Below are 21,144 nucleotides of genomic sequence, written 5' to 3'. Positions count from 1 at the left end.
AAGAGAATAACGTTAAAGTGTGGTGTCTGAATGAATTTGTCAATTGCAGCATTAGAAAACATGAAATTAAAAGAGTTATACGAGCTTGCGAAAGAATTTAAGATTTCGTATTATAGCAAATTAACGAAAAAAGAGTTAATCTTCGCTATCCTAAAAGCTCGAGCAGAAAAAGAAGGTTTCTTCTTCATGGAAGGCGTATTAGAAATTATTCAATCAGAAGGATTTGGATTCCTACGTCCTATCAACTATTCTCCAAGCTCAGAAGATATTTATATCTCAGCTTCGCAAATTCGTCGTTTCGATTTACGTAATGGAGACAAGGTTTCTGGTAAAGTACGACCTCCGAAAGAAAATGAACGCTATTTTGGATTATTACAAGTTGAAGCTGTAAACGGAGATGATCCAGAGTCAGCAAAAGAGCGTGTGCATTTCCCTGCATTAACACCATTATACCCAGATCGCCAAATGAAATTGGAAACGGAACCGAAAAAGTTACCGACACGCATCATGGATTTAATCGCACCAGTTGGATTTGGACAACGTGGTTTAATTGTCGCGCCTCCAAAGGCAGGTAAAACAAGTCTATTAAAAGAAATCGCACACAGTGTTACAACAAATCACCCGGAAGCTGAATTAATTGTACTTTTAATTGATGAGCGTCCAGAGGAAGTAACAGACATTGAACGTTCTGTTAAAGGAGATGTTGTAAGCTCTACTTTTGATGAAGTGCCAGAAAATCATATTAAAGTAGCAGAACTTGTGTTAGAACGTGCAATGCGTCTTGTAGAGCACAAAAAAGATGTTATCATTTTAATGGATAGTATTACCCGTTTAGCGCGAGCTTACAACCTTGTTATTCCGCCAAGTGGTAGAACATTATCGGGTGGTATCGACCCAGCTGCCTTCCATAGACCGAAGCGTTTCTTTGGAGCTGCACGTAATATTGAAGAAGGCGGTAGCTTAACGATTTTAGCAACAGCGCTTGTTGATACAGGATCTCGTATGGACGATGTAATTTACGAAGAATTTAAAGGAACTGGAAATATGGAACTTCACTTAGATCGTTCATTAGCTGAGCGTCGTATCTTCCCGGCAATTGATATTCGCCGTTCTGGTACACGTAAAGAAGATCTATTAATTCCGAAAGAACATTTAGACAAGCTATGGGGTATTCGTAAAACAATGCGTGATACACCAGACTTTGTCGAAGGTTTCTTACGTAAACTTCGTCAAACAAAGACAAATGAAGAATTTTTACAAAACATTGTTGCAGACTCAAAAAGATATGTAACAACTAAGTAAAGGGAAAAGATTGAGACTCGCTTATTTCGTAGTAAGCGAGTTTTTTATGTTTTTTAAGGGAATATTAGAGAGAGTAATATATGGGAAAAATTTTATTTTTTGAGATAAAAATTATATTTGGGTCGAGAGTTTGAAGTGTCCCGGATTCTGAACGAGCCGGTTGCGCTTTTAAATTTTAAAAAGACAAAAACAGGTAGTTGCAAAATGGAGTTAGCCTTGTTATAATTTCATCATATGTGTTTCATCAATATAGTTGTGCAAGCAGCTGAAGATGAAAAACTCTGTTTCGAAAATGATTCAGGGCGGAAGGAGATGAAAAGAATGAAAGCAGGAATCCATCCAAATTACAATAAAGTTGTATTTATGGACACGAACACAGGCTTCAAATTCTTAAGCGGGTCTACTAAAGGCTCTAGCGAAACTGTTGAGTGGGAAGATGGTAACACTTATCCATTACTAAAAATTGAGATCAGTTCTGATTCTCACCCATTCTACACTGGACGTCAGAAGTTTGCTACTGCAGACGGACGTGTTGACCGCTTCAATAAGAAATACGGTATCAAGTAATAAAGAACATAAAACAGGCAAGTGTATGTATTCGCTTGTCTGTTTTTTTTGCAAAAATATTAAACCTTTACCCTACTTTGGATTAGGAAAGTAGATGAAAGGAGAGCTCAATGTACTTAATGAATCAAAATGGTTGGATTGAAGTGATTTGCGGGAGTATGTTTTCTGGAAAATCAGAAGAGCTCATCCGCCGTATACGACGTACGCAAATTGCGAAACAACATGCGATTGTATTTAAACCATGTATTGATAATCGTTATAGTGAAGAAGATGTTGTATCACATAATGGATTAAAGGTTAAAGCAGTTCCTGTTTCAGCTTCAAAAGATATATTTAACCATGTAGCAGAAGAAATGGATGTTATTGCAATCGATGAGGTACAATTTTTTGATGGGGACATTGTGGAAGTGGTGCAAGTATTGGCAAATCGTGGCTATCGTGTCATTGTAGCTGGATTAGACCAAGATTTCCGTGGTCTACCATTTGGACAAGTTCCTCAGCTGATGGCGATTGCTGAACATGTAACTAAGTTGCAGGCAGTGTGTTCTGCATGCGGATCTCCTGCAAGTCGTACGCAACGTTTAATCGATGGAGAACCAGCGACATTTGATGATCCAATTATTTTAGTTGGGGCTTCAGAATCGTATGAACCACGTTGTCGTCATTGTCATGCAGTACCTACAAAACAAAGATAAATGAAACTCGCTATGTAGAGCGGGTTTTTTTCGAAAATAGATGAAGATTGGTGGCCGGCTCTTTGTACAGCTAAGAACTTTAGGCAGTCAGAGCTGAGCGAGCCGCTTGCGCTTTTAAATATTATCTAGCTCCAGCGGCTAGAATCTCCGGCCATTTCACTCTCTCGCTCGAAGCAAAGAGCGCTTCAAGGTCGAGAGTTCCAATGTCCTGCGATTCTGAGCAAGCCGCTTACGCTTTTAAATATAATTTGCGTTTTTTTGATTAAGTACCATATACTATTTGTATTAGATACTAGGATGTAGAGGTGAATGGTGTGTTAGATCGTTTGCAGGCTGTAGAAGATCGTTATGAGAAGTTAAATGAATTGTTAAGTGATCCAGAGGTTATTAGCGATACGAATAAGCTTCGTGAGTATTCAAAGGAACAATCTGATATGCAGGAAACGGTAGAGGTGTACCGTGAGTATAAAGATGTTCGTGAGCAATTAAGAGATGCAAAAGCAATGTTAGAAGATAAGTTAGACGCTGATATGCGTGACATGGTAAAAGAAGAGGTTTCTGAATTAGAAGGGCAAGATAAAGAATTGTCAGAGCGTCTGAAAATTTTACTTGTTCCAAAAGACCCTAATGATGATAAAAACGTTATCGTTGAGGTTCGTGGTGCTGCTGGTGGTGACGAGGCCGCTTTATTTGCTGGTGATTTATATCGTATGTATAGCCGTTATGCTGAGGTACAAGGTTGGAAAACTGAAATTATCGAAGCGAGCTATACAGAGTTAGGTGGATATAAAGAGATTATCTTTATGATTAACGGTAAAGGTGCGTTCGCGAAGCTGAAATTCGAGAATGGTGCTCACCGTGTACAACGTGTTCCTGAAACGGAATCTGGTGGACGTATTCATACATCTACAGCAACTGTAGCTGTATTACCAGAGGCAGAAGAAGTAGAAATTAGTATTCATGAAAAAGATGTTCGTGTTGATACGTTTGCTTCTAGTGGTCCTGGTGGACAAAGTGTTAATACAACGATGTCAGCGGTACGTTTAACGCATTTACCGACTGGTGTAGTTGTATCGTGTCAGGATGAGAAATCACAAATCAAGAATAAAGAAAAAGCGATGAAAGTATTACGCGCACGTGTTTATGATAAGTTTAGACAAGAAGCGCAAGCTGAGTATGATCAAAACCGTAAACAAGCTGTTGGTACGGGTGATCGTTCAGAGCGTATTCGTACGTATAATTTCCCGCAAAACCGCGTTACAGACCATCGAATCGGTTTAACGATTCAAAAGCTAGATCAAATCTTACAAGGTAAGTTAGATGATTTCATCAATGCCTTAGTGATGGAAGATCAGGCTCAAAAGATGGAGGCAGCTGAGTAATGCGTGTCTATGAAGCCCTGAAATGGGCTTCTTCTTTTTTACAGGAAAATGGACGAGATGAAAATGCGGGAGAACTTGTCCTTTGTCATGTATTAAAGACGAACAGAACCGGAATGCTCATGAATATGCGTGAAGAAATAACTGTGGAACAAGAAACGAGTTTTACGGAGTTTATTCACAAGCATGTAGAAGGTATTCCTATTCAATATATGATTGGTTATGAAATGTTTTATGGACGGTCGTTCTTTGTGAATGAAGAAGTATTAATACCCAGACCGGAAACAGAAGAGCTTATAGTGGGAGTGTTAGAAAGAATCGAGCGTCATTTTGGCGATGAGAAACTACATGTGGCGGACATTGGTACAGGTAGTGGAGCGATTTCTATTACGCTTGCTTTAGAAAATAAAAATCTTCATGTGTATACGGTAGATATTGCACAAGAGTCGATTGAAGTTGCAAAAGAAAATGCAAAAACTTTGGGCGCAGAAGTAACGTTCTATCATGGTGATTTATTGTCACCATTTTATAAAACAGGTCAAAAGTTAGATGTTGTTGTTTCAAACCCTCCATATATACCGGAAGAGGATTGGCGTGGCCTTTCTCCTGTGGTGAAAGAGCATGAGCCAAAGAGAGCACTTGTTGGCGGTGAAGACGGATTAGATTTCTATCGCCGTTTTATGGAAGAGTTGCCGAATGTGTTGAAGAAGAAAGCAATTGTGGCATTTGAAATTGGAGTAGGGCAAGGTGAGGATGTAAAAGGGTTGTTACAACAAGCTTTTCCACATGCTCATGTTGAGGTTGTTTTTGATATTAATGGAAAAGATCGTATGGTATTTGCAGAGATGGAGTAAGGTTCACACCTTACTCTATTTTTTTGTGGAAAAATTTATATAGATTTTGAATTTAATAGTTTAGAAAGATGAAAGTCTGTCCACACTGTTTGTAGAAGGGACGGTGGAGGAAATGAAAAAACAAGTTATTGCTTATCTTCTTCTATTATTAATTGGTGCACAGTTGCTTGTGCAGTTTGGATATATGAAAGCTGATGCGAAAGGGCCTTCAGTTATTCCGAAAGAGGCCGTTCGATTACGGATTTTAGCAAATAGTGATTCAGATAAAGATCAGGCTTTAAAGCGCAAAGTGCGTGATGAAGTAAAAGCACAAATTGATGGATGGGTAGCAGATTTAACTTCATTTGAAGAGGCACGTAAAGTCATTCAAAGTCATATTCCAGAAATCGAAAAAACAGTGGCAAATACGTTGAAAAAAGAAGGAAGTAAAGATTCATTTCAAGTGAAATTTAGTAAGAATGTAAAGTTCCCTACAAAGGTATATGGTAATTTTATTTATCCAGCAGGGGAATATGAGGCGGTATTGATTACAATTGGGGAAGGGGAAGGGGCAAACTGGTGGTGTGTATTATTTCCACCGATGTGTTTCTTAGATTTTTCAAGTGGTACAGCTGTAAGGAAAGAAGAACATGTTGTGAAGGCTGAATCTCCTGAAGAGGAGCAAGTAAAAAAAATAGATGATGAAGAAGTAGTAAATACAGAAGAGAAAAAAGAGGATGAGGTGAAAGAAAAGAAAGCTGTAAAGCAGGAAGTCGCAAAAAAAGTAACAGCGTCTGAAAAGAAAGTAGTAAAAAATGAAACAAAAGTAGAAGAACAACCTGTAAGTAAAGAAGAAACAAAAGCTGTGGAAAAAGTGGAGAAACCTGTGGAACAAAAGCAAGAAAAACAAAATGAGTATGTAAAAGTAGAGGAGGAAGAAGAAAAGCCAGAAGTTAAGTTATTTATTGTAGAAGCTTTTACATCTTTATTCTCTAAATAGTACTATTAGTAGGTCCCTTCTCATATATAACAAAGAGGAGGGATTTACTATGAAGAAAGTATATTTTGCTACGAAAACAGATGTGGAAAGATTGCATTCTTTTTTCGGACAAGCTAATAAAAAAGATGATAAAATAAATGAGTTGTACGCGCAATTTATGATTTTGGAAGAGGCGGAAGAAATACGGGCTGTCATCGGATATGAACAAAGTGAAGAACACGCACTGATTCGTTCTTGTTTATTCACACCTAATGTGGATAAACAGACTTTCTTATATTTTTTTGAAATGTTTTTGCAGTATATGAACGAAAAAAATATTCGACAATTGTACTTACTAACAAATCATCCACAATCTATAACAATCTTTCAGTTTTTTGACTTTGTTACTATAGAGAAAGAAAACGTACCAGAGGGAATTCGACAGTTAGAACACTTTTGTAAAAATATAAAAGAGCCAAATGCAATAATACTAAATTGTCAGCTATTCACAAAGTTATCCACGGATTAATTAGGTTTATCCACATTTTGTGGATAAACCTTGTTTGTCTTTTGGATAAATCTCATAGTAAACTAAAAATAGACAAGTATTTCAGGGTAGAAAAGGACGTGGGAAAAAATGCATACAAATATGTGGGTTGTGGATAATGTTGTGGAAAGAAAAAAATATTATCCACAGTTACAAGAAGCAGCAAAATTATTAAGGGAAAATGAGGCGATTGCCTTCCCTACAGAAACGGTATATGGACTAGGTGCAAACGCGATGAATGATGAAGCAATCGCGAAAATTTTTGAAGCGAAAGGAAGACCGAGTGATAATCCACTTATTGTCCACATCGGTACAAAATCACAGTTAGATGGGATTGTGAAAGAAATCCCGCCAGTTGCAGAGAAGTTAATGGAGCATTTTTGGCCAGGCCCGTTAACAATTATTTTACCTAGAAAAGAAGGGATTTCAGAGAAGGTGACGGCAGGACTTAATACGGTTGGAGTAAGAATGCCTGATCATCCAGTAGCGCTTGCTCTTATTGAAGAGGCAAATGTGCCTGTTGCAGCACCGAGTGCGAATCGCTCTGGGCGCCCAAGTCCGACACTAGCTTCTCACGTATATGAAGATTTAAATGAGAAAATTGCAGGTATTGTAGATGGTGGTGCGACGGGAGTAGGTGTTGAATCGACTGTAATTGATTGTACGAGCGAGGTTCCAACGATATTACGCCCAGGTGGGATTACGAAAGAACAATTAGAAGCGGTAATCGGTACTGTTTCTTTAGATCCGGCTTTAAAGGATGAGAAGGAAAAACCGAAATCACCTGGAATGAAATATACACATTATGCACCGAAAGCGCCGCTTAGTATTGTTGAGGGCTCACGTGAATTTATTCAGCTTATTGTGGATAAGAAAAAGGAAGAAGGATTTAAAGTAGGTGTATTAACGACGGAAGAATATCAGCATGTATATAGCGCGGATGTTGTATTATCTTGTGGTGTTCGAAGCGATTTAGCTAGCGTTGCGACTAAATTATATGATGTACTTAGAACGTTTGATGCAAGTGAAGTGGATGTTATTTTTAGTGAATCATTCCCGAATGAAGGAATAGGGAATGCCATTATGAATCGCTTAACGAAAGCGGCAGGCCATCAGGTTATTACTGAATCGTAAGGTACGATTAGCAAACCGAATATTTCTCCTCGGATAAGCATATTTTGAAGTAGCACGTCCGAGGAGGGACATGAATGACGTTTGAACAGCTAATACCTTTAATAATTATGGCATTCGCTTTAGGGATGGATGCGTTCTCGGTGAGTCTTGGTATGGGGATGATGACCTTAAAGTTAAGACAAATCCTGTATATCGGTATGACTATAGGGATATTTCATATTATCATGCCATTTATAGGGATGGTATTAGGTCGTTTTTTATCAGAACAGTATGGAGACATTGCACATTTTGCAGGTGCTATTTTATTAATTGGACTAGGATTCTATATTGTGTATTCATCTATTTTGGAGAATGAAGAGACTAGAACGGCCCCTATTGGAATTAGTTTATTCGTATTTGCATTTGGCGTTAGTATAGATAGTTTTTCAGTAGGCCTTAGTCTTGGTATTTACGGGGCGCAGACAATTATTACGATATTACTTTTTGGATTTGTTAGTATGTTATTAGCGTGGATTGGTTTATTAATTGGTAGACATGCAAAAGATATGCTCGGCACATATGGCGAGATAGTAGGTGGTATCATTCTCGTTGGATTTGGATTATATCTCCTTTTTCCTATATAATTTTAAATAGGAGGGAGTTATGAATAAATTATTGGAATGGTATATTCGATTTTTAACTTTTTTCCCTAGGTGGTTAATACGGCTTGTTATTTGGGGTATTATTTTGCAAATTTCAATTTTAGGTTGGATGAAGTTAATTCGCGAATGGTAAGATAGCTCCTTTCTGTGCATAGTTTTATTTATACTATACTGATTGCGCTAAAAAATTATAGATATAGAAAGGATGAGATGAATGACGAGATTGAAGCAAGTTTTTGGTATTATTATTAGTTTTTTTGTTTTTTGGTTTAGTATGCTCGGTGTACAAATGTTTGCTGAGTTTTTAGATATTGAGTCATTGAAGTTTGTTGCGGGAAAAACGGAGGCAGCGCGTGCCTTTTATTCTCCGTATCCGTTTATAATCGTTTTTCTTATTACATTGCTTTCCCTATATTTCTTAGTAATTAAGCTTGGGAAACCGAAAAAAGAGAAAGTATCTACTTTAGAGGAAAAAAAGGAAGAATTACAATGATAAAATCCCTTGCTAAATAGCAGGGGATTTTATGTTTGAGTGATGGAAGTAATTGAGTTACATTCGCTCTCTCGCTCGAAGCAAAAAGCACTTCAAGGTCGAGAGCTCCAATGCCCTGCGATTCTGAACGAGCCGCCTCCGCTTTTAGATATATCCGGTTCCAGCGACTAGCTCTTCGCATCTAACAACCTCCCGCACGAAAGGTAAAAAGCACCTTTTGTGCGAGAGAACCTTAGCCGGTCAGAGCTAAGCGGGCCACTTCCACTTTTAGATAGGCCTTACCAATTCAAATTGTTCTCCTAGTTTTGCGTAGTTGTGTCCTGCTAGACGGCTTACTGGTTTTAGTCCTTCTGCATGAATGCGGCCGTTTTCGTATAGGTGTTCTGCGACGTGGAAACGAACGACGCGTCCGATTAGTAGATCGCAAGCTGGTGAGTCTTCTGTTCCGCCAAGAGGGATTGCGCGTTCTAGTACGCACTCCATTCGAATATTTGCTTCTTTTACACCTGGAACGGAGATAACATCACTTTCAATTGGTGTTAGTTTTGCTAGTTCAATTTCGCTTTCATTTGGCGGGAGGTTAGCCGCTGTTTCGTTAATTGCTTCTACGTAAGATTCATCAGAAATATGTACGACAAACTCACCCTTTTCGATTGCGTTTCGAGAAGTATCTTTCGGTGTTCCTGCTTTTCGTTGTACAGAAACTGAGATAAGTGGTGGATTAGCAGCGACAATATTGAAATAGCTATACGGTGCTCCGTTTAATACGCCGTCTTTTGTTACAGAAGTAACGAATGCGACAGGGCGTGGAATGATACTTCCCGTTAATAATTTGTAATTCTCTTTTTCCGTTTGTTCATTTGGATTAATGGATAACATGCGTAAAATCCCCTTTCTAAATATGACGACTTATTGTTTGTTTACAAGATGTTAGTGGAAAACTCCTGCTGAAAATAATATTTTTATTACATAAAAAGAACTTACTTCATTGTGATCGAAGTAAGTTCCGTCTAAATAATCTCGAATTCAAGATAAAAATTATAATAAAACGTATGCCCCAGGTCCGATTAAAGCTACTCCGACAGCAACAGCGATTAACATTAAATTGTATTCATATCCGTTTTGTGTTACCCAGTAACCATTTTTTCCGTGAACAGTGAAGATTGCCATTAACATTGTTCCAACGATAAATAATGAACCAATTGCAGTGAAAATACCTGATGCGAATAAGAAGCCACCTAATAATTCAGTTGCGCCAGCCATAAATGCCATGAATACACCAGGACGTAAACCGATTGACTCCATCCAGCCGCCTGTTCCTTTTAAACCGTAACCGCCGAACCAACCAAATAGTTTTTGAGCACCATGACCCATGAATGTAATACCTATAATAAGACGAATAATAAGAAGACCGATATCCATCATTTCAAAAACCCTCCTAAAAGTTATTAACTTATCTTATGTAAGTAATAATAAAATAGTTACTTACTTTAGTCAAGTAGGTTTCGAAAAAAGTTTGAAAATAATTTTACAAATTAGCGACAAAAAGCAAAATGTAGTAAAGACCTCTAGACAAGTCGGGTAAAAAAAGAGAAAATATAAGTAGAAGTTAACTTCTTATTGTTATTCAGACAATCAGAATTGACTGGAATTTTGCAAAGAGCTACAATAAGAGTCTATTAGTAATGACGTAATTTATTTCGAAAGCGTTTTTACAGTATAATATTCGAAGTATGAAGTCTTACATGTATCCCGAGTTTTACTAGGGATTGCCCTATAAACTTTTAGGTAAATTATGAGGAGGACTATCCTATGTTTAAAAAATTATTCGGTTTTGGTTCAAAAACAAATGAAGAAACAATCGTAGCTCCATTAACTGGAGCAGTGAAAAATATTGAAGAAGTACCAGATCCAGTATTCGCTGGTCGTATGATGGGTGAAGGTGTTGCAATCGATCCTACTGAAGGTCTAGTTGTATCTCCAGTTGATGGTGAAATCGTACAATTATTCCACACAAAACATGCTGTAGGAATTAAAGCGAAAAACGGTACAGAAATTTTAATCCACGTTGGATTAGAAACTGTAAAAATGGAAGGCGAAGGTTTCGAAGCTCACGTTTCTGAAGGCCAAGCTGTAAAAGCTGGAGATAAATTAATCTCATTCGACTTAGAATTAATCCGTGAAAAAGCGAAAAGTACAATTACTCCAATCGTTATTACAAACACAGATGCAGCTGAGTCTATTAAAACAACTGTAGGCGTAACAGCTACAAAAGGTTCAACAGAAGTAATGAAAGTTACAATGAAATAATTATTGTATAAGAGGAATCCGTTTCATATGAAATGGATTCCTTCTTTTGTTTTGTAGTACGCTTGCTATGTATGTTAAAATACTCTAGGCACTTGGAAATAGGGTTTCACATATATGTGGATAAGGCGCATTTTTCTTAGAAAAAATATAAGAGAAATGCGCCTTTCGTATATTCACATTTCTTTTGTTCTATTCTTATGTACGTTATGATGAAAGATAGGAAAAAGAAGAAAAGGGGTGGGTTTGGATGGAACGAGTGTTATTTGTTTGCACTGGAAATACATGCCGTAGCCCGATGGCTGAGGCGTTACTTCGTCATCATGGAGAAGGGAAGTTTGAAGTGCAATCTGCTGGTGTTTTCGCCTATCCTGGAAGTGATGCGTCGATATATGCAAAGGAAGCTTTAGCTGAAAAGGGAATTACAATCGATCATGCTTCGCAACAGATAAATGAAGCTTTGATTGATTGGGCAGATATTGTAGTAACAATGACGGAAAACCATAAGCAAATTGTACTTGGGCATTATCCGAGTGTTGAAAAGAAAGTGGATACATTATATGGAGTAACTGAGGGGATAAGTAAGGATATTTCAGATCCATTTGGCGGTTCACTTTCTATTTATAAAGAAACGTTAGAAGAGATGGAAAAACTTGTACAAACTTTACTGAAAAAACATTCAGAAGGTTGATGTTTCGTGTATAATACGATATTGGAGATTACTTCGTTCCGTTAAGGTAACGAGTGAGAAATGAAGATAATTGATTGAAACTTTGGAGGGGTAAAAATGAAAGTAGTAGTAGCATCTGATCACGGCGGTATGAATATCCGTAAAGAACTTGTAAGTTTATTAGAAGAGTTAAATATTGAATATATTGATTTAGGTTGTGAATGTGAAGCTGGTTCTGTTGATTACCCTGATTTTGCGTTTCCAGCAGCGGAAATGGTAGCGAATGGCGAGGTAGATCGTGGTATTTTAGTTTGTGGGACAGGCATCGGTATGTCAATTGCAGCAAACAAAGTAAATGGTATTCGTTGTGCATTAGTTCATGATACTTTCAGTGCGAAAGCAACGAGAGAGCATAATGATACGAACATGTTAGCAATGGGCGAGCGTGTAATTGGTGCAGGTCTAGCACGTGACATCGCAAAAATTTGGTTAACAACTGACTATGAAGGTGGTCGTCACGAAAACCGCGTAGGGAAAATTAAAACATACGAAACAAAGTAATAGATTCTAACTAGAAGTAGTATGAAATATAATTTGGTGAACCAACCTGTGAAAGGAAGAGGCGTAATGACAGAAATCGTAAAGGTAAGAGAACAGTTACAAATTTCGCTTGCTGATTTCCAAGAACAAGCTTCATTACAAAGTGGACAAATTTTTGTAGTGGGGTGTAGCACGAGCGAAGTGCTAGGAGAAAGAATTGGGACATCAGGAACGATGGAAGTAGCAGAGGCGATTTTTTCTGAGTTAAAACAATTTCAAGAACAAACAGGTATTGAGTTGGCGTTTCAATGTTGCGAGCATTTAAACCGTGCTTTAGTAGTTGAGAGAGAGTTGGCGATGAAATATCAATTTGAAATTGTAACAGTTACGCCTGTTAGATCAGCAGGTGGTGCATTAGCAACATATGCGTATCACAATTTGAAAGATCCGGTAGTAATTGAGTTTATTAAAGCAGATGCAGGAATGGATATTGGTGATACATTTATTGGTATGCATTTAAAGCATGTAGCTGTTCCGGTTCGTACAGGTGTGAAGGAAATTGGAAGTGCGCATGTAACGATGGCAACGACACGTGGAAAACTAATTGGTGGAGCACGTGCTGTTTATGCGGCGAAGGAAGAGACTATAACTTGCCGTTAGACATGAAAAATTATAAAGTCGCATAATAGCTTTATATCGAAAGATAAAAGGTATGTAGTCTGACTTTATAATAGAAGAAAGAAAAGACCGATTTTCGGTCTTTTTTTTCTTTTATGATATAGAAAGTCATGTTAGAATGTAGTTGAAAACATGAAGGTTCGAAAGAATTACAACCTGAATTTTCGTTTTTTCTGAATAAATGAGAAAAAACTATTGGGAATCGATGTAATTCGTTCAGAAAAGGGGGATTTTGGTGGATCATTTAAAACGTCAAGATGAAAAGGTATTTGCTGCAATTGAGGCAGAACTAGGAAGACAGCGTTCAAAGATTGAGTTAATTGCTTCGGAAAACTTCGTAAGTGAAGCAGTAATGGAGGCGCAAGGTTCTGTTTTAACGAATAAGTATGCTGAGGGATATCCTGGAAAACGTTACTATGGTGGCTGTGAGCACGTAGACGTAGTGGAAGATATCGCACGTGACCGCGCGAAAGAAATTTTTGGTGCAGAGCATGTAAATGTTCAACCACATTCTGGTGCACAAGCGAACATGGCAGTATACTTTACGATTTTAGAGCAAGGCGATACAGTACTTGGTATGAATTTATCTCATGGTGGTCACTTAACACACGGAAGCCCTGTTAACTTCAGTGGAGTACAATATAATTTCGTAGAATATGGCGTGGATGCTGAATCTCACCGTATTAATTACGATGATGTATTAGCAAAAGCGAAAGAACATAAACCAAAATTAATCGTTGCAGGTGCAAGTGCATATCCTCGTGTTATCGATTTCAAACGATTCCGTGAGATTGCAGATGAAGTGGGTGCATACTTTATGGTTGATATGGCACATATCGCTGGTTTAGTAGCTGCTGGTTTACATCCAAACCCAGTACCACACGCGCATTTCGTTACAACGACAACACATAAAACATTACGTGGTCCACGTGGTGGTATGATTTTATGTGAAGAGCAATTTGCAAAACAAATTGATAAATCAATCTTCCCTGGTATTCAAGGTGGTCCACTTATGCACGTAATCGCTGCAAAAGCTGTTGCATTTGGTGAGACACTACAAGATGATTTTAAAACATATGCACAAAATATCATTAATAATGCGAATCGCTTAGCTGAAGGTCTTCAAAAAGAAGGACTTACACTTGTTTCTGGTGGAACAGACAATCATTTAATCCTGATTGATGTTCGTAACTTAGAAATCACAGGTAAAGTAGCAGAGCACGTGTTAGATGAAGTTGGTATTACAGTGAACAAAAATACAATTCCATTTGAAACAGCAAGCCCATTTGTAACAAGCGGTGTACGTATCGGTACGGCAGCTGTAACATCTCGTGGTTTCGGTTTAGAAGAAATGGATGAAATTGCGTCACTTATTGCTTACACATTAAAAAATCATGAAAATGAAGCTGCATTAGAAGAAGCAAGTAAGCGTGTAGAAGCGTTAACGAGCAAATTCCCAATGTACACAGACCTATAATAGATTAAAGAAGACTGCTGAGACGTAATTGTTTTGGCAGTTTTTTTTTTGGACATATATTGTTCTTTAAGTATGTATACAAATGATGAATAAATTTTGGCGATATAATGAAGGATACAGCTCCCATAATTGGTAAAGATACTAGATAGATTCATCGTAAAATCATGATTTTGCCAAATTTGCCCTTGAATATTAGTAGCGTTTTCTTTACAATCGTAAATAGTGTAAAAAAGCGTGCAAACGCATGAATATCATCTAAAGGAGAGATTCACATGGGAAAACTGTATGTATTTGATCACCCGTTAATTCAACATAAGATTACATATATTCGCGATAAGAATACAGGTACGAAAGATTTTCGTGAATTAGTGGACGAAGTAGCAAGTTTAATGGCTTTCGAAATTACTCGCGATCTTCCACTTAAAGACATTGAAATTGAAACACCTGTAAGCAAAGCGACAACAAAAGTGATCGCTGGTAAAAAGCTTGGTTTAATTCCGATTTTACGTGCAGGTTTAGGAATGGTTGATGGAATTCTGAAATTAATTCCAGCAGCAAAAGTAGGACACGTTGGTTTATACCGTGACCCTAAAACGTTACAACCGGTAGAATACTATGTGAAACTTCCAACGGATGTAGAAGAACGTGACTTTATCGTACTAGATCCGATGCTAGCAACAGGTGGTTCTGCAGCTGAAGCAATTAACTCTCTGAAAAAGCGCGGTGCAAAACAAATTAAATTAATGTGTATCGTTGCAGCTCCAGAAGGAGTAAAAGTAGTACAAGAAGAACATCCTGATGTTGATATTTATGTAGCAGCATTAGATGAGAAATTAAATGATCACGGATATGTAGTACCAGGTCTTGGTGATGCTGGTGACCGTTTATTCGGAACGAAGTAAGACAACTGACGAGAGGGGATTTCCCTCTCGTTTTTTTGTACTATGATGAGGTAGGGGAGGGGGGATAAATATACATAGTATATACAACATAAGTTGAATACACACCACATATAATATAGAAGTCTTACGTCTAAAGAGCACTATATTATGGAAGGAAAGCGTTATATCGTAAAAATATAATAGTGACAAACTTGTGAACATTTCCTTCTATTATAATGAGAAAACTGCTAGAAATTGCATATCTCTAACCAGTATTTAGAAGGGGAACGTTTTCATTTTTGGGAGGAAATGACTAATACTCAAATTTTTTGATTTTTTACGATTTCTCGTTGACACTGTTAATACCCTATTGTATGCTAACAACGGGGATAGATGGTAGGGCTTTCAGTGACAAAAATACATCTATTCCGTGACGAAAATGTAAACTTTTTAATTTGTATAGGATTTATGCAAAAAAATGAGTTATTATTAACACATCGTGAATGAGGGTTACATATTGGAGGGATGAATCCTTGCAAAAAAACGATCGCAGCCATATAAAAGCTTATGCTTTAATGTCAGGTATTCTTGCTCAGTTAGTCGGTTCTATTCTTATTGGAATCTTTGGTGGGCAGTGGATTGATAGTAAGGTTGGAACGTTTCCATTGTTTCTTATTATAGGGTTATTACTCGGATTAGGAACAGGGATATACGCAATGATTCGACTCATTCGACATTACTATTCGGGAGAGCAATGATGATAGACGTACATGGACTTGTCCAAAGACAAAAGAAATATATGTACTACTTGCTTGCGCTTCTAGTGCTAGGATGGGGATTCACCTCTTACAAGGATGTATTTCTTGGGCTGATTATCGGAACGATTTTCAGTTTTCTTAGTTTGCGCATCATTGCACGTAGAACAGACAAGCTGTTGGATCGCGTAACAAATGGAGAAAACGTGAAGTTTAAGGCGACAGCGGTAAGTACATATTCGAGATTCGCCACGATTGGATTATTAATTTTATTTGCAGCCAAATATCAAGAGTTAATCGCGATGTGGGGCCTAGGTGTAGGATTGCTGACAGGATACCTTGTCATGATCATAGATTTTCTTTATTTAGAGTATAAGAGCAGGGAAGAGAGGTGAATTACTAGTGGAACACGGTAAATTAGTTAAATTTCTAGGTTTAACGTTCGATTTGTCATCAGTTATGATGGTTACTGTAGCAGCAGTTATAGTTTTCTTAATCGCTGTTATCGGAACTCGCAGTTTAGCCCTTCGCCCAACCGGGATGCAAAACTTCATGGAATGGGTGTTTGACTTCGTGAAAGGGATTATCAATAGTACGATGGACTGGAAAACAGGTGGACGTTTCTTAACGCTTGGCGTTACGCTTATCATGTTTATCATCGTATCGAACTTCCTTGGTTTACCATTCATGTATTCAACAGTTGAGGCTGGCGAACATATTGCATGGTGGAGATCACCAACGTCTGATCCAGCAGTTACATTAACATTAGCCGTGATGGTAGTTACCCTCACCCATTATTATGGAATTAAGATGAAGGGTACGAAAGAATACGTAAAAGGTTATTTCCAACCTATGAAATTCTTATTCCCATTAAAGGTTATTGAGGAGTTTGCTAACACATTAACGTTAGGTCTTCGTTTATTCGGTAACATTTATGCAGGTGAAATCTTATTAGGATTACTTGCTAAGTTAGGCGGGGCATCATTCCTTGGAGCATTAGGTGCGCTTGTACCAATGTTAGCATGGATGGGATTCAGTGTATTCGTTGGATCAATCCAGTCATTTATTTTCGTTATGTTAACGATGGTTTATATGGCTCATAAAGTAAGCCATGACCATTAATATAATTTAAGTAAGAAAAAATTTATTTTTTTATAATACAAAGGAGGACAAATTAAATGAGTTTAGGTGTAATCGCAGCTGCAATTGCAATTGGTTTATCAGCATTAGGTGCAGGTATTGGTAACGGTCTTATCGTATCACGTACAATCGAAGGTGTTGCTCGTCAACCAGAATTAAAAGGCGCGCTTCAAACAATTATGTTCATCGGGGTTGCTTTAGTTGAGGCACTTCCAATCATCGGTGTAGTTATTGCATTCATCGTAATGAACAAATAAGGGAGACTCCCCTTACATAGATGGCGAAGAGTGTTTTTCCGAACTTTCTTCGCCATTGCTTTATGAACGAAACGTATGTCTTTTTTTTTCATATGATCAATTTAGATATTTTGAAGGGAGTGAATCCTTGTGCCAACTTTATTATTAGGGGCTTCCATTCCATTTGGAACGATTGCTTATACATTGTTCATTTTCTTACTTCTATTAGTAATGCTACGCAAATTCGCGTGGGGCCCTTTAATGGGAATTATGAAAGAACGTGAAGAGCATGTTACTAATGAAATCGACGCTGCAGAAAGAAGTAACGCTGAAGCGAAGAAATTAGTAGAAGAACAACGTGAAATGTTAAAACAATCGCGTGTTGAAGCACAAGAGTTAATCGAAAGAGCGAAAAAACAAGCTGTAGATCAAAAAGATGTTATTGTTGCTGCTGCGAAAGAAGAAGCAGAATCAATTAAAGCATCTGCTGTACAAGAAATTCAACGCGAAAAAGAGCAAGCGATTGCTGCTTTACAAGAACAAGTCGCTTCTTTATCTGTTCAAATTGCTTCTAAAGTAATTGAAAAAGAGTTAAAAGAAGAAGATCAAGTTAAGTTAATTCGCGATTATATTAAAGAAGTAGGAGAAGCGCGATGAGCAATGGGATTGTAGCAAAACGTTATGCTGTCGCTCTTTTTAAAATTGCAAAAGAAAAACACGTATTAGAAATGTTTGAAGAGGAATTACGCCTTGTACAAAACGTTTATGTAAAGAACGGAGAACTACATAGCTTTTTAACGCAACCGAACATTTCAAAAGAGCAGAAGAAAACGTTTCTTGCGAACGTATTCGGATCTGTTTCTGAATCTATTTTAAATACGTTATATATTTTAATTGATAACAAACGCATTGATATCTTACCTGAAATTGCAGATGAATATGTTGTTCTTGCTAATGAAGAACGTAACGTAGCCGACGCAACTGTATATTCTACTCGTCTTCTATCAGAAGAAGAGAAGCTTAACATTGCAGAAGCATTTGCAAAGAGAACGGGAAAAGATGCAATTCGCGTAAAAAATGTTGTAGATGAAGATTTACTAGGCGGCATTAAAGTACGTATTGGAAATCGCATTTACGACGGAAGCTTACAAGGAAAATTAGCACGTATTCAGCGTGAATTAATGAAGAATAGATAGGGGTGAAGCACATGAGCATCAGAGCTGAAGAAATTAGCGCACTGATAAAGCAACAAATCGAGAACTATCAGTCTGAAATCGAAGTTAGTGATGTTGGTACAGTTATCCAAGTTGGTGACGGTATTGCGCGTGCTCATGGTCTTGATAACGTTATGGCTGGTGAACTTGTAGAGTTCTCTAACGGCGTTATGGGACTAGCACAAAACTTAGAGGAAAACAACGTAGGTATCATTATTTTAGGACCTTACACAGAAATTCGTGAAGGTGACGAAGTTCGTCGTACTGGTCGCATCATGCAAGTACCAGTAGGAAAAGAACTAATCGGTCGTGTTGTAAACCCATTAGGTCAACCAGTTGATGGTTTAGGCCCAATCAATACAACAAACACTCGTCCAATCGAAAGTCCAGCACCAGGTGTAATGGATCGTAAATCTGTTCATGAGCCACTTCAAACAGGTATTAAAGCGATCGATGCTCTTGTACCAATTGGCCGTGGTCAACGTGAGTTAATCATTGGTGACCGTCAAACAGGTAAAACAGCAGTTGCACTTGATACAATCATTAACCAAAAAGATGAAGATATGATTTGTATCTATGTAGCTATCGGACAAAAAGAATCAACTGTACGTAACGTAGTAGAAACACTACGTAAGCACGGTGCATTAGATTACACAATCGTTGTAACTGCATCAGCTTCTCAACCAGCTCCATTATTATACTTAGCTGCTTATGCTGGTGTAACAATGGGTGAAGAGTTCATGTACAATGGTAAACACGTATTAGTAGTATATGATGACTTATCAAAACAAGCAGCGGCTTACCGTGAGCTTTCATTACTATTACGTCGTCCTCCAGGTCGTGAAGCATATCCAGGGGATGTATTCTACTTACATTCTCGCTTATTAGAGCGTGCAGCAAAATTAAGTGATGCAAGAGGCGGCGGTTCTTTAACTGCACTACCTTTCATCGAAACACAAGCAGGGGACGTATCAGCTTACATCCCAACAAACGTAATTTCTATTACGGATGGACAAATCTTCTTACAATCTGACCTATTCTTCTCTGGCGTACGTCCAGCAATCGATGCGGGTACTTCTGTATCTCGTGTAGGTGGATCTGCTCAGATTAAAGCAATGAGTAAAGTATCAGGTACACTTCGTCTTGACCTTGCATCTTACCGTGAGTTAGAAGCGTTCGCTCAGTTCGGTTCTGACCTTGATAAAGCAACTCAAGCGAAACTAAACCGTGGTGCTCGTACTGTTGAGGTATTAAAACAAGGATTACACAAACCATTACGTGTAGAGAAACAAGTTATCATTCTTTACGCTTTAACACGTGGATTCCTAGATGATATCCCAGTAGTAGATATCACTCGTTTCGAAGAAGAATTCCATGCTTGGTTAGATTCTAATGCGACTGACTTATTAGAAGAAATCCGCACAACTAAGAAACTTGCGGATGACGACAAATTTGCAGCAGCTATTAATGGATTTAAAAAAGTATTCGTAGCTTCTGAGTAATGAATAAAAGCTCCAGAGGCTCGTTCAAGCCACTGGAGCTAGATAATATATAAAAGGCATCTCAAGTTTTGAGATTGCTGACGGTTATGTAAAGGAAAAGAGTAGGTGCACCTATTCTTTTCCTTCAATCATGAGCAAGAATATCTTGCAACGTAGATTAGGAAGAGAATTCTTACTAATCGTGCCAACTTCCGGAAAAAAGGTGGTGAAAACCTGTGGCATCTTTACGCGATATAAAAGCGAAGATTAACTCGACAAAGAAAACGAGTCAAATTACGAAAGCGATGGAGATGGTATCTGCATCTAAGTTAAACCGTGCAGAGCAAAATGCTAAATCTTTCGTTCCGTATATGGAAAAGATTCAAGAAGTAGTAGCGAGCATTGCGCAAGGAAGTAAAGGAATTAATCATCCGATGCTAAATGCGCGTCCTGTAAAGCGTACAGGATACATCGTTATTACATCTGATCGCGGACTAGCAGGTGGTTATAACAGTAACGTATTACGTACAGTAAGTAACGTAATTCGTGAACGTCATAATATGGATTCAAACCAATATTCAATTATTGTGCTTGGCCGACTAGGACGTGATTATTTAAAACGTCGCGGCTTTAACATCATTGATGAAGTAGTTGGACTATCTGACCACCCATCATTTACTGATATTAAAGATCTTGCTTCTCGAGCAATTGCGATGTTTGCAGATGGTGCTTATGATGAGCTGTATATTTACTACAACCATTACGTAAGTAAAATTTCACAAGAAGTAACGGAAAATAAAATTTTACCGCTTACTGATGTGGCGTCTGACAAACCGACGACAGCTTATGAATTCGAACCTTCTGAAGAAGAAATTTTAAAAGTACTATTGCCACAATACGCAGAAAGCTTAGTGTACGGTGCATTACTAGACGGTAAAGCAAGTGAACACGCAGCGCGTATGACAGCAATGAAGAGTGCTACAGACAACGCAATGGAAGTTATCGATTCACTTACACTTTCATTCAACCGTGCGCGTCAGGCAGCGATTACGCAAGAAATTACGGAAATCGTTGGTGGAGCAGCAGCGTTAGAGTAGTAATAAAAAGCGTAGGCGGTTTGTTCAGAATGAGAGGGGGATGGAGCTTTTGACGTAGAGGCGATTTGTGCCTCGCAGGAAAAAGCGAAGCCACCGAA

At 38.0% G+C, this 21,144-nt stretch carries 28 protein-coding genes; 26 read left to right on the top strand and 2 right to left on the bottom strand.

Annotated elements, in window-relative coordinates; translation table 11 throughout:
* Positions 1 to 30: 30 nt before the first annotated feature.
* From rho to GFJ36_RS27185, 11 genes are all read left to right on the top strand, one after another.
* Positions 31 to 1,302 carry a transcription termination factor Rho gene (gene rho / locus GFJ36_RS27230; protein ID WP_001053898.1) on the top strand — a complete coding sequence of 424 codons (1,272 nt, stop codon included), beginning with the start codon at positions 31 to 33 and terminating at the stop codon, positions 1,300 to 1,302.
* A 321-nt stretch (positions 1,303 to 1,623) separates the two neighbouring features.
* The gene (locus GFJ36_RS27225) at positions 1,624 to 1,869 is read left to right on the top strand and encodes a type B 50S ribosomal protein L31 (protein WP_000643447.1); all 246 of its coding nucleotides are present in this window, start codon (positions 1,624 to 1,626) and stop codon (positions 1,867 to 1,869) included.
* A gap of 110 nt (positions 1,870 to 1,979) precedes the next feature.
* Positions 1,980 to 2,564 (top strand): thymidine kinase, encoded by a 585-nt coding sequence (locus GFJ36_RS27220; protein ID WP_157349807.1) that lies wholly within the window; start codon positions 1,980 to 1,982, stop codon positions 2,562 to 2,564.
* 314 nt (positions 2,565 to 2,878) lie between these two features.
* The gene (prfA, locus tag GFJ36_RS27215) at positions 2,879 to 3,946 is read left to right on the top strand and encodes a peptide chain release factor 1 (protein ID WP_002096180.1); all 1,068 of its coding nucleotides are present in this window, start codon (positions 2,879 to 2,881) and stop codon (positions 3,944 to 3,946) included.
* Positions 3,946 to 4,797: a peptide chain release factor N(5)-glutamine methyltransferase gene (gene prmC / locus GFJ36_RS27210; RefSeq protein WP_087985982.1), complete on the top strand. Its 852-nt coding sequence runs from the start codon at positions 3,946 to 3,948 to the stop codon at positions 4,795 to 4,797. The genes prfA and prmC overlap by 1 nt, the downstream gene beginning before the upstream one ends.
* 112 nt (positions 4,798 to 4,909) lie before the next feature.
* Positions 4,910 to 5,776: a stage II sporulation protein R gene (gene spoIIR / locus GFJ36_RS27205; RefSeq protein WP_088608334.1), complete on the top strand. Its 867-nt coding sequence runs from the start codon at positions 4,910 to 4,912 to the stop codon at positions 5,774 to 5,776.
* Between the two features lie 49 nt (positions 5,777 to 5,825).
* The gene (locus tag GFJ36_RS27200; RefSeq protein WP_088608232.1) at positions 5,826 to 6,284 is read left to right on the top strand and encodes a GNAT family N-acetyltransferase; all 459 of its coding nucleotides are present in this window, start codon (positions 5,826 to 5,828) and stop codon (positions 6,282 to 6,284) included.
* 108 nt (positions 6,285 to 6,392) lie between these two features.
* Positions 6,393 to 7,436 (top strand): L-threonylcarbamoyladenylate synthase, encoded by a 1,044-nt coding sequence (locus GFJ36_RS27195; protein WP_048560279.1) that lies wholly within the window; start codon positions 6,393 to 6,395, stop codon positions 7,434 to 7,436.
* Between the two features lie 74 nt (positions 7,437 to 7,510).
* Positions 7,511 to 8,059 carry a manganese efflux pump MntP gene (locus GFJ36_RS27190; RefSeq protein WP_048542694.1) on the top strand — a complete coding sequence of 183 codons (549 nt, stop codon included), beginning with the start codon at positions 7,511 to 7,513 and terminating at the stop codon, positions 8,057 to 8,059.
* A gap of 19 nt (positions 8,060 to 8,078) precedes the next feature.
* On the top strand, positions 8,079 to 8,210 hold the full coding sequence (locus tag GFJ36_RS30015; protein WP_255288440.1) for a hypothetical protein: 132 nt from the start codon (positions 8,079 to 8,081) through the stop codon (positions 8,208 to 8,210).
* Positions 8,211 to 8,291: 81 nt separating this feature from the next.
* The gene (locus GFJ36_RS27185) at positions 8,292 to 8,570 is read left to right on the top strand and encodes a DUF3935 domain-containing protein (protein WP_048542692.1); all 279 of its coding nucleotides are present in this window, start codon (positions 8,292 to 8,294) and stop codon (positions 8,568 to 8,570) included.
* Between the two features lie 267 nt (positions 8,571 to 8,837).
* Here GFJ36_RS27185 and GFJ36_RS27180 read toward each other — a convergent pair whose 3' ends face one another.
* The gene (locus GFJ36_RS27180; protein WP_073517195.1) at positions 8,838 to 9,449 is read right to left on the bottom strand and encodes a flavin reductase family protein; all 612 of its coding nucleotides are present in this window, start codon (positions 9,447 to 9,449) and stop codon (positions 8,838 to 8,840) included.
* Positions 9,450 to 9,608: 159 nt separating this feature from the next.
* A complete protein-coding gene (locus tag GFJ36_RS27175) occupies positions 9,609 to 9,995 on the bottom strand; it encodes a DoxX family protein (RefSeq protein ID WP_087985979.1) in 387 nt (128 codons plus the stop codon).
* 387 nt (positions 9,996 to 10,382) lie between these two features.
* Here GFJ36_RS27175 and GFJ36_RS27170 point away from each other — a divergent pair, with 387 nt between their 5' ends.
* The 15 genes from GFJ36_RS27170 (at position 10,383) to atpG (ending at position 21,046) form a co-directional block, all read left to right on the top strand.
* Positions 10,383 to 10,880 (top strand): PTS sugar transporter subunit IIA, encoded by a 498-nt coding sequence (locus GFJ36_RS27170; RefSeq protein ID WP_087985978.1) that lies wholly within the window; start codon positions 10,383 to 10,385, stop codon positions 10,878 to 10,880.
* 247 nt (positions 10,881 to 11,127) lie between these two features.
* The gene (locus GFJ36_RS27165) at positions 11,128 to 11,568 is read left to right on the top strand and encodes a low molecular weight protein arginine phosphatase (protein ID WP_088064866.1); all 441 of its coding nucleotides are present in this window, start codon (positions 11,128 to 11,130) and stop codon (positions 11,566 to 11,568) included.
* 96 nt (positions 11,569 to 11,664) lie between these two features.
* A complete protein-coding gene (gene rpiB, locus GFJ36_RS27160) occupies positions 11,665 to 12,108 on the top strand; it encodes a ribose 5-phosphate isomerase B (protein WP_000869917.1) in 444 nt (147 codons plus the stop codon).
* Between the two features lie 21 nt (positions 12,109 to 12,129).
* Positions 12,130 to 12,747 (top strand): TIGR01440 family protein, encoded by a 618-nt coding sequence (locus GFJ36_RS27155; protein ID WP_095205689.1) that lies wholly within the window; start codon positions 12,130 to 12,132, stop codon positions 12,745 to 12,747.
* 253 nt (positions 12,748 to 13,000) lie between these two features.
* The gene (gene glyA / locus GFJ36_RS27150; RefSeq protein WP_000349796.1) at positions 13,001 to 14,242 is read left to right on the top strand and encodes a serine hydroxymethyltransferase; all 1,242 of its coding nucleotides are present in this window, start codon (positions 13,001 to 13,003) and stop codon (positions 14,240 to 14,242) included.
* Positions 14,243 to 14,514: 272 nt separating this feature from the next.
* Positions 14,515 to 15,144 carry a uracil phosphoribosyltransferase gene (gene upp / locus GFJ36_RS27145; RefSeq protein WP_000517539.1) on the top strand — a complete coding sequence of 210 codons (630 nt, stop codon included), beginning with the start codon at positions 14,515 to 14,517 and terminating at the stop codon, positions 15,142 to 15,144.
* Between the two features lie 372 nt (positions 15,145 to 15,516).
* Positions 15,517 to 15,630 carry a DUF4024 domain-containing protein gene (locus tag GFJ36_RS27140; protein ID WP_048542683.1) on the top strand — a complete coding sequence of 38 codons (114 nt, stop codon included), beginning with the start codon at positions 15,517 to 15,519 and terminating at the stop codon, positions 15,628 to 15,630.
* Between the two features lie 26 nt (positions 15,631 to 15,656).
* Positions 15,657 to 15,881 carry an AtpZ/AtpI family protein gene (locus tag GFJ36_RS27135; RefSeq protein WP_001171220.1) on the top strand — a complete coding sequence of 75 codons (225 nt, stop codon included), beginning with the start codon at positions 15,657 to 15,659 and terminating at the stop codon, positions 15,879 to 15,881.
* Complete coding sequence (locus GFJ36_RS27130) at positions 15,881 to 16,273, top strand: ATP synthase subunit I (RefSeq protein ID WP_000567600.1); 393 nt, start codon at positions 15,881 to 15,883, stop codon at positions 16,271 to 16,273. Before GFJ36_RS27135 ends, GFJ36_RS27130 begins: the two co-directional genes overlap by 1 nt.
* A 7-nt stretch (positions 16,274 to 16,280) precedes the next feature.
* A complete protein-coding gene (gene atpB, locus GFJ36_RS27125) occupies positions 16,281 to 17,000 on the top strand; it encodes a F0F1 ATP synthase subunit A (protein WP_048542682.1) in 720 nt (239 codons plus the stop codon).
* A 56-nt stretch (positions 17,001 to 17,056) separates the two neighbouring features.
* Positions 17,057 to 17,275: a F0F1 ATP synthase subunit C gene (gene atpE / locus GFJ36_RS27120; RefSeq protein WP_000052064.1), complete on the top strand. Its 219-nt coding sequence runs from the start codon at positions 17,057 to 17,059 to the stop codon at positions 17,273 to 17,275.
* A gap of 129 nt (positions 17,276 to 17,404) precedes the next feature.
* Positions 17,405 to 17,911 carry a F0F1 ATP synthase subunit B gene (atpF, locus tag GFJ36_RS27115; RefSeq protein ID WP_001142625.1) on the top strand — a complete coding sequence of 169 codons (507 nt, stop codon included), beginning with the start codon at positions 17,405 to 17,407 and terminating at the stop codon, positions 17,909 to 17,911.
* Positions 17,908 to 18,450, top strand: coding sequence for a F0F1 ATP synthase subunit delta (gene atpH, locus GFJ36_RS27110; RefSeq protein WP_000064683.1), 543 nt, complete (start codon positions 17,908 to 17,910; stop codon positions 18,448 to 18,450). Before atpF ends, atpH begins: the two co-directional genes overlap by 4 nt.
* Before the next feature lie 11 nt (positions 18,451 to 18,461).
* Positions 18,462 to 19,970, top strand: coding sequence for a F0F1 ATP synthase subunit alpha (gene atpA, locus GFJ36_RS27105; protein ID WP_000027511.1), 1,509 nt, complete (start codon positions 18,462 to 18,464; stop codon positions 19,968 to 19,970).
* Positions 19,971 to 20,185: 215 nt separating this feature from the next.
* The gene (gene atpG / locus GFJ36_RS27100) at positions 20,186 to 21,046 is read left to right on the top strand and encodes a F0F1 ATP synthase subunit gamma (protein ID WP_000157696.1); all 861 of its coding nucleotides are present in this window, start codon (positions 20,186 to 20,188) and stop codon (positions 21,044 to 21,046) included.
* Positions 21,047 to 21,144 lie beyond the last annotated feature (98 nt).

The sequence above is a fragment of the Bacillus sp. EE-W1 genome (assembly GCF_009760835.1).
Taxonomy (GTDB): Bacteria; Bacillota; Bacilli; order Bacillales; family Bacillaceae_G; genus Bacillus_A; species Bacillus_A wiedmannii.
Note: the sequence above shows the minus strand (reverse complement) of the source record. Positions and strands in the feature narration are given on the sequence as shown.

Coding starts and splice junctions, on each gene's coding strand:
- rho (WP_001053898.1), top strand. CDS start 31: ATGAATTTGTCAATTGCAGCATTAGAAAACATGAAATTAAAAGAGTTA.
- GFJ36_RS27225 (WP_000643447.1), top strand. CDS start 1,624: ATGAAAGCAGGAATCCATCCAAATTACAATAAAGTTGTATTTATGGAC.
- GFJ36_RS27220 (WP_157349807.1), top strand. CDS start 1,980: ATGTACTTAATGAATCAAAATGGTTGGATTGAAGTGATTTGCGGGAGT.
- prmC (WP_087985982.1), top strand. CDS start 3,946: ATGCGTGTCTATGAAGCCCTGAAATGGGCTTCTTCTTTTTTACAGGAA.
- spoIIR (WP_088608334.1), top strand. CDS start 4,910: ATGAAAAAACAAGTTATTGCTTATCTTCTTCTATTATTAATTGGTGCA.
- GFJ36_RS27200 (WP_088608232.1), top strand. CDS start 5,826: ATGAAGAAAGTATATTTTGCTACGAAAACAGATGTGGAAAGATTGCAT.
- GFJ36_RS27195 (WP_048560279.1), top strand. CDS start 6,393: ATGCATACAAATATGTGGGTTGTGGATAATGTTGTGGAAAGAAAAAAA.
- GFJ36_RS27190 (WP_048542694.1), top strand. CDS start 7,511: ATGACGTTTGAACAGCTAATACCTTTAATAATTATGGCATTCGCTTTA.
- GFJ36_RS30015 (WP_255288440.1), top strand. CDS start 8,079: ATGAATAAATTATTGGAATGGTATATTCGATTTTTAACTTTTTTCCCT.
- GFJ36_RS27185 (WP_048542692.1), top strand. CDS start 8,292: ATGACGAGATTGAAGCAAGTTTTTGGTATTATTATTAGTTTTTTTGTT.
- GFJ36_RS27180 (WP_073517195.1), bottom strand. CDS start 9,449: ATGTTATCCATTAATCCAAATGAACAAACGGAAAAAGAGAATTACAAA.
- GFJ36_RS27175 (WP_087985979.1), bottom strand. CDS start 9,995: ATGATGGATATCGGTCTTCTTATTATTCGTCTTATTATAGGTATTACA.
- GFJ36_RS27170 (WP_087985978.1), top strand. CDS start 10,383: ATGTTTAAAAAATTATTCGGTTTTGGTTCAAAAACAAATGAAGAAACA.
- GFJ36_RS27165 (WP_088064866.1), top strand. CDS start 11,128: ATGGAACGAGTGTTATTTGTTTGCACTGGAAATACATGCCGTAGCCCG.
- rpiB (WP_000869917.1), top strand. CDS start 11,665: ATGAAAGTAGTAGTAGCATCTGATCACGGCGGTATGAATATCCGTAAA.
- GFJ36_RS27155 (WP_095205689.1), top strand. CDS start 12,130: ATGAAATATAATTTGGTGAACCAACCTGTGAAAGGAAGAGGCGTAATG.
- upp (WP_000517539.1), top strand. CDS start 14,515: ATGGGAAAACTGTATGTATTTGATCACCCGTTAATTCAACATAAGATT.
- GFJ36_RS27140 (WP_048542683.1), top strand. CDS start 15,517: ATGGTAGGGCTTTCAGTGACAAAAATACATCTATTCCGTGACGAAAAT.
- GFJ36_RS27130 (WP_000567600.1), top strand. CDS start 15,881: ATGATAGACGTACATGGACTTGTCCAAAGACAAAAGAAATATATGTAC.
- atpE (WP_000052064.1), top strand. CDS start 17,057: ATGAGTTTAGGTGTAATCGCAGCTGCAATTGCAATTGGTTTATCAGCA.
- atpH (WP_000064683.1), top strand. CDS start 17,908: ATGAGCAATGGGATTGTAGCAAAACGTTATGCTGTCGCTCTTTTTAAA.
- atpA (WP_000027511.1), top strand. CDS start 18,462: ATGAGCATCAGAGCTGAAGAAATTAGCGCACTGATAAAGCAACAAATC.